The following is a 6,861-nucleotide window of genomic DNA, read 5'->3' as shown; positions in this document are numbered from 1 at the left end:
AGCACCTGATTTGTAATCAGGGGGCCACGGGTTCGAATCCTGTAGCCGGCACCATTTTCTGATCCCCCGCAATCCGCACCATAAACGTCACACCCGCGGCGAGTCTTTGTTTGTCGGCATCCGCCGACGGGCGGGTTCGAATCCTGTAGCCGGCACCACAGACGTCCCTCTTCGTTAGATAATTTTGCCCCATAGGGGCTTCACGAATCCCTTCCGCTCGGCCAAGGCTTAACTGACCGCTTAAATTGCAGGCAGGAGAGAAGCGATGGGTATGCTGGAAGGCAAGGTTGTGGCCGTGACTGGCGCAGGGCGCGGGGTTGGCCGGGAAATTGCCCTGCTGTGCGCGAAACATGGCGCAGCGGTGGTCATCAATGATCCCGGCGTGGGCGGTGGCGGCGAAGGCGGGGATGCCGGCCCGGCGCAGGAAACCGCGAATGACATTATCGCTGCCGGTGGCAAGGCGGTCGCCAATCTGGCCAGCGTTGCTGATCCGGCAGGTGCAGCCTCGATCATCGAAGATGCGGTGAAGGCATTTGGCCGCATCGATGCTGTTGTGAACAATGCCGGCATCCTGCGCGACACCATCTGGCACAAGATGAGCCATGAAGATTGGCGCGCGGTTATCGACGTGCACCTCAACGGCAGCTTCAACGTCTCCAAAGCGGCGACGCCCTATTTCCGCGAACAGCAATCAGGAAGCTTCATCCATTTCACTTCGACCAGCGGGCTGATCGGCAATATCGGTCAGGCCAATTATTCAGCCGCGAAGCTGGGCATTGTCGGCCTGTCACAGTCGATCGCGCTCGACATGGCACGCGTCGGCGTCCGCTCCAACTGCATCGCGCCCTTCGCCTGGAGCCGCATGACCGCCTCGATCCCTGCCGAAACGCCCGAGCAAAAGGAACGCGTCGAGCGCCTCAAAACCATGAGCGCTGACAAAATTGCCCCGTTGGTGGTCTATCTTGCCTCTGACGCGTCAAAGGATGTGTCGAACCAGATATTCTCTGTGCGCAAGAATGAGATCGTGCTGTACAACAAGCCACGCCCAATCCGTTCGATGACCAAGGTAGAAGGCTGGACGCCGGAGAGCATCGCCGATGAACTGATCCCCGCATTCAAACCCAGTTTCGCACGCGCCGATGAAGTTTCGGCGCATGTTTTCCCCTATGACCCCATCTGAGGAGCAAGAAATGAGCAATCCCGGTATGGACTCCGAAACATTCGACGCCTTTATCGAGCAACTCCGCCGTTATGTGCGCGAACGCCTGATCCCTGCTGAAGAGGAAGTGATCGCAAACGACGCGATCCCTGACGATATCCTCGCCGAAATGCGCGAAATGGGGCTCTTCGGTATCACCATTCCCGAAGAATTTGGCGGCGCGGGAATGAACATCAGCCAATATATCGAGACGGTCAAACAACTGGCCTACGCGGCCCCTGCCTATCGCTCGACAATGTCGATCAACGTCGGGATGACGGGCAGCGCGCTCAAGAATTTCGGCACGCCGGAGCAGAAGGCTTATTGGTTGCCGCGCATCGCGAGCGGTGAAATCGCCTGTTTCGGCCTCACCGAACCGGGCAGCGGTTCGGACAGCGCCGCGATGCAGACAATGGCGGTCCGTGATGGCAATGGCTATAAATTGACCGGCACCAAGCGCTATATCACCAACAGCCCGCACGCAAAAATTGGCCTGATCATGGCGCGCACCTCCAAAGAGGCGCTTCCGAAGAATGCCCATGTGTCTGCCTTCATTGTCGACATGACATCGCCGGGCATCAGCATCGGCAAACCCGACAAAAAAATGGGCCAGTCAGGTGCGCATATCGCCGACATCATCATGGAAGATGTCAAAATTCCCGGTGACGCATTGGTCGGCGGCGAAGAAGGTCGCGGCTTCCAGATTGCGATGCAAAGCCTTGATAATGGGCGACTTTCAGTGGCAGGCATGGGCGTCGGGATGGGGCGCCGCGCGCTCGATACCGCGATCCGCTACGCCACCGAGCGCAAGGCCTTTGGCGAGCCGATCGCGAACTTCCAGCTCATCCAGGCGATGCTGGCCGACAGTGAGGCGGACCTTTACGCCGCCGAGTGCATGATAGCGGATGCCTGCGCGCGGGCCGACCGTGGCGAAAATATCCTGAGGAAGGCGGCAGCGGCCAAGCTGTTCTCGTCCGAAGCCTGCGGGCGCGTTGTCGACCGCTGCGTTCAGGTTTACGGCGGGGCGGGTTATCTCGCCGAATATCCTGCCGAGCGTTTCTTCCGCGATGCCCGCATCCTACGCATTTACGAAGGCACCAGCCAGATCATGCAATTGCAGATCGCCAAGCATCTGCTGCGCGAATTCGAACGCGAAGGGGCTGTGTGGTAATCGCGCCCGATGTATAACCTTCTCAATGACCTGTCGGTAATCGAAGCATCGAGCTTCGTCGCATCCCCCACTGCCGGTTTATATCTGGCGCAAATGGGGGCGGAGGTCATTCGCGTCGATCAGATCGGTGGCGGACCAGACTTCCGGCGCTGGCCGGTGACCGAAGCCAATGACTCGCTCTATTGGGAAAATCTCAACCGCGCCAAGAAATCGGTTGCACTCGACCTTGGTGCGCCGCAGGGGCGCGAGTTGCTGCAGGAATTGGTGCGCAAGACTGGACAATTCGTAACGAACTTTCCGGTCGAAGGCTTCTTGTCACACGCCAAGCTGGCGGAAGGTCGCGCTGACCTGGTAACCGTACGCGTGATGGGCTGGGCCGATGGCTCTCCTGCGCTTGATTATACCGTCAACAATGCGGTCGGCTATCCGATGATGACGGGACCGGGCCCAGATCCGGTCAACCATGTGCTGCCCGCTTGGGACTTGCTGTCTGGTGCCTATGCCGCTTTTGCCATGCTCGCCGCAATCCGGAAGCGCGAAGCAAGTGGCGAAGGCAGCGAAGTGCGTATCCCGCTTTCTGACGTTGCGATTGGCACCGTCGCCAATCTCGGTGGCATTGCAGAAGTGCTTTATACTGGCGCCAACCGACCGCGCCTTGGCAACGCCGTATACGGACTTTTCGGCCGCGATTTCGAGACCGCCGATGGCGTGCGCACAATGATCGTTGTCGTCACCCCCCGCCAATGGGCCAATCTCGTCGCAGCCCTTCACCTCGAAAGCGCAATTGCGGCGATAGAGGCCGAACGCGGTGTCAGCTTTGCCAAGGATGACGGGCTACGCTTCAATCATCGTGATGCGCTATACCCGCTGTTTGAAGCTGCCATCGGCGCGCGGACGCATGCCGACCTTGCTGGCGCGTTCGACGCAGGCGGCATTGTCCATTCGGCCTATCGCACGATGCTCGACGCCGCGAACGACCCAGCGCTGGTTGCCAATAACCCGGTCTTTGGCTCTGCGGCCAATCCCTCCGGTTTCGATTATCCGGCAGCGGGCAGCTTTGCCAGCGTACCGCAACTGGATCGCCAAGCGCCGCAACCGGCCCCGCGCAACGGTGCGAATAGCGAGGAAGTGCTTGCCGAGCGGCTCGGTCTTTCATCGGGTGCAATTGCCGCACTGATTGATGCCGGAACGGTGAAACAGGGATGAACGCAGCCCTTGCCACCGCCGAAAGCTATGCCTCAGCCGCAAGGGTGGTCGTGCAGGCACGGGTTGCGACCACCTCGCTGGATGCCGAACAACATATCGCGCATGGCTATGCCTGGATTGAAACCAGCGTAGAGGCTTTGCGTGCCTTGCACGCATGGGGTTCGCGGCAATGCGGTGAAGCCGAAGCATTGGTCATTGCCATCGGCACGGGCGAGACGCTGGCCCAACTCGCGGGCGGCTTGCCCATGGGGCAGAATGAATTCATCCGCCCCGCCGATTTCGGGTTGGACGACCATATCCCAGCCCTGCTCGCGCAAGCCAAAGGCAATGATGCAGCCAACCGTGCGCGTTTGGTCGAATTGCTGGCTAGCGGCGCGACGATTTCCGACCGGTTCGACGATGAACTGCTCGACACGGTGCGCGACCAATATCGACGTTTCACGGACGACCGGATATTGCCACAGGCGCATGGCTGGCACCTGGCCAACGCCTTGATACCCGACGACATCATCACGGAAATGGCCGCACTCGGCACTTTTGGTGTGTGCATTGCAGAGGAGTTTGGCGGGCTGGGCCTAGGCAAGCTGGTGATGTGCGTCGTCACCGAGGAATTGTCGCGCGGCTGGATCGGCACGGGTTCACTCGGCACACGTAGCGAGATTGCGGGCGAGCTCATCATGATGGGCGGAACCGAGGTGCAGAAACAGCATTGGTTGCCCCGCATCGCATCGGGCGAGGTTCTGCCCACGGCGGTTTTCACCGAACCTGACACCGGTTCCGACATGGCCAGCCTGCAAACCCGTGCGGTGCGGACCGATGCAGGATGGGAAATCAGCGGCGCGAAAAACTGGATCACCCACGCCGCGCGCACAGACCTGATGACCTTGATGGCGCGCACCCTGCCAGAAGTTAAGGGCTATGCCGGCCTGTCGATGCTGCTGGTCCCCAAACCGCGCGGCACCGAGGACAACCCCTTCCCCGCTGAAGGAATGAGCGGCAGCGAGATCGAGGTGCTCGGCTATCGCGGGATGCGCGAATATGCCTTGCAGTTCGACGGCATGAAGGCCCCTGCGGATGCGTTGCTTGGTGGAGAGGAGGGCCAGGGTTTCAAGCAATTGATGCGTACCTTCGAAGGCGCACGCATCCAGACCGCGGCCCGCGCGGTCGGTGTTGCCCGCCGCGCCATTGAATTGGCGTTGCAATATGCGCTTGATCGCAAGCAGTTCGGCCAGCCTATAATCCGTTTCCCCCGTGTCGCAGACAAGCTGGCGATGATGGTTACCGACATGGTGATGGCGCGCGAGCTGACCTATTTCGCCGCGCGCGCCAAGGATAGCGGAAAGCGTTGCGATATCGAGGCGGGCATGGCCAAGCTGCACGCAGCCCGGGTGGCCTGGGCCAATGCCGATGCCGGGCTGCAGATCCATGGCGGCAACGGCTATGCCATGGAATATGAAATCAGCCGGGTGCTGTGCGATGCCCGTATCCTCAACATTTTCGAAGGCGCAGCCGAAATCCAGGCGCAGGTCATTGCGCGCGGCAAGCTGCAAGACCGCAATTAGCAAAGGAAGAAAATCATGACCCGCCCCCAAAACGAGTTGCGCCGTGCCGCCATAGTTGCTCCCTTCCGTACCGCCGTTGGTAAGTTCGGAGGCTCGCTGTCTTCGATGACCGCAGGACAGTTGGGAGCTGTGATCCTCAAGGCCCTGATAGAGCGTACAAAAATCGATCCGTCGCGCGTTGACGATGTCATCTTCGCGCAAGGCTATGGCAATGGTGAAGCGCCGTGCATTTCGCACTGGTCTTGGCTACTCGCCGGACTGCCGGAAGAAGTGCCGGGATACCAACTCGATCGCCGCTGCGGTTCGGGCCTGCAGGCAATCGTCAACGCGGCGATGATGGTGCAGACGGGTGTTTCCGATGTCGTGGTGGCTGGCGGCTGCGAGAGCATGTCCAATGTCGAGCATTATACCACCGACATCCGCAAGGGTGTGCGCGCAGGAAACCTGACGCTGCACGATCGCCTCACCCGTGGCCGCGTGATGAGCCAGCCGATCGAACGCTATGGCGTGATTTCCGGCATGATCGAAACCGCCGAAAACCTCGCCAAGGATTGGAACATCAGCCGCGAAGCTTGCGATGCCTATGCGGCGCGCAGCCACCAGCGTGCGGCGGCGGCTTGGGCCAACGGCCTGTTTGCCGACGAATTGGTTCCAGTCGAAATCCCGCAAAAGAAAGGCGATCCAATCGTCTTCGACCATGACGAGGGCTATCGCGCCGACGCCAGCGTGGAGACGCTGGGTGCCTTGCGCGCGTTGGAAGGTGGCGTCGTCACTGCGGGCAATGCGAGCCAGCAAAATGACGCGGCAGCCGCCTGTCTGGTCGTAGCCGAGGATAAGCTGGAGGAACTCGGTCTCGAACCCATCGCTTTCTTCCATAGCTGGGCTGCCGCCGGTTGCGACCCCAGCCGCATGGGCTATGGCCCCGTCCCCGCGACCGAACGCCTGTTCGCACGCAATGGCCTTTCATGGAACGACATCGGGCTGATAGAACTCAATGAAGCTTTCGCGCCGCAAGTTCTCGCTTGTCTCAAGGGCTGGGGCTGGTCGGATGACGACAGCCGCCATGACATACTCAACGTCAACGGATCGGGCATATCGCTGGGCCATCCCATCGGCGCGACAGGCGGGCGCATCCTTGCCAATCTGACCCGCGAGATGCAGCGGCGCGACGTGCGCTATGGCCTTGAAACCATGTGCATCGGCGGTGGTCAGGGTATCGCGGCCGTGTTTGAAAAGGCATGAGCCCCATGCATTATTACACCGCCATCCGCGAAGAGGTCGCCAAGCTTTGCACGCAATATCCCGGCGAATATTGGCGTGCGAAGGACAAGGCGCGCGAATATCCGAGCGAATTCGTCGCAGCGCTAGGCGAGGCAGGCTATCTCGCCGCGCTGATCCCCGAAGAATATGGCGGTGCCGGACTTCCCCTGTCGGCAGCGGCGGCAATCCTTGAAGAGGTACAGCGCCAAGGTTGCAATGGCGGCGCGGTTCATGCGCAGATGTATATCATGGGCACGGTGCTGCGCCATGGCAGCGAAGAGCAGAAGCAGCGCTATCTGCCCAAGATCGCGACCGGCGAGCTGCGTCTGCAGGCATTCGGAGTGACCGAGCCGACCAGCGGCACCGATACGCTGAGCCTGAAGACTGTCGCCAAAAAGGATGGCGACCGTTACATCGTCAACGGCCAGAAAATCTGGACGAGCCGCGCCGAACATTCGGACCTG

General features: G+C 60.5%; 6 protein-coding genes. All 6 read left to right on the top strand.

Annotation, left to right across the window (positions count from 1 at the left end; translation table 11 throughout):
* Positions 1-271: 271 nt before the first annotated feature.
* Positions 272-1,180 (top strand): SDR family NAD(P)-dependent oxidoreductase, encoded by a 909-nt coding sequence (locus tag PKC81_RS14075; protein ID WP_324337161.1) that lies wholly within the window; start codon positions 272-274, stop codon positions 1,178-1,180.
* 10 nt (positions 1,181-1,190) lie between these two features.
* On the top strand, positions 1,191-2,369 hold the full coding sequence (locus PKC81_RS14070) for an acyl-CoA dehydrogenase family protein (protein ID WP_324337157.1): 1,179 nt from the start codon (positions 1,191-1,193) through the stop codon (positions 2,367-2,369).
* 9 nt (positions 2,370-2,378) lie between these two features.
* Positions 2,379-3,575: a CoA transferase gene (locus tag PKC81_RS14065; RefSeq protein ID WP_324337155.1), complete on the top strand. Its 1,197-nt coding sequence runs from the start codon at positions 2,379-2,381 to the stop codon at positions 3,573-3,575.
* The gene (locus PKC81_RS14060; protein WP_324337153.1) at positions 3,572-5,137 is read left to right on the top strand and encodes an acyl-CoA dehydrogenase family protein; all 1,566 of its coding nucleotides are present in this window, start codon (positions 3,572-3,574) and stop codon (positions 5,135-5,137) included. Before PKC81_RS14065 ends, PKC81_RS14060 begins: the two co-directional genes overlap by 4 nt.
* Before the next feature lie 15 nt (positions 5,138-5,152).
* Positions 5,153-6,379, top strand: a complete 1,227-nt coding sequence (locus tag PKC81_RS14055) for an acetyl-CoA C-acetyltransferase (RefSeq protein ID WP_324337151.1) — start codon at positions 5,153-5,155, stop codon at positions 6,377-6,379.
* A gap of 5 nt (positions 6,380-6,384) precedes the next feature.
* A partial coding sequence (locus tag PKC81_RS14050) for an acyl-CoA dehydrogenase family protein (RefSeq protein ID WP_324337159.1) occupies positions 6,385-6,861 on the top strand: 477 nt, incomplete at its 3' end.

Origin of the sequence: Sphingorhabdus sp., from assembly GCF_035329025.1 — a bacterium.
Classification (GTDB): Bacteria; Pseudomonadota; Alphaproteobacteria; order Sphingomonadales; family Sphingomonadaceae; genus Sphingorhabdus_B.
Note: the sequence above shows the minus strand (reverse complement) of the source record. Positions and strands in the feature narration are given on the sequence as shown.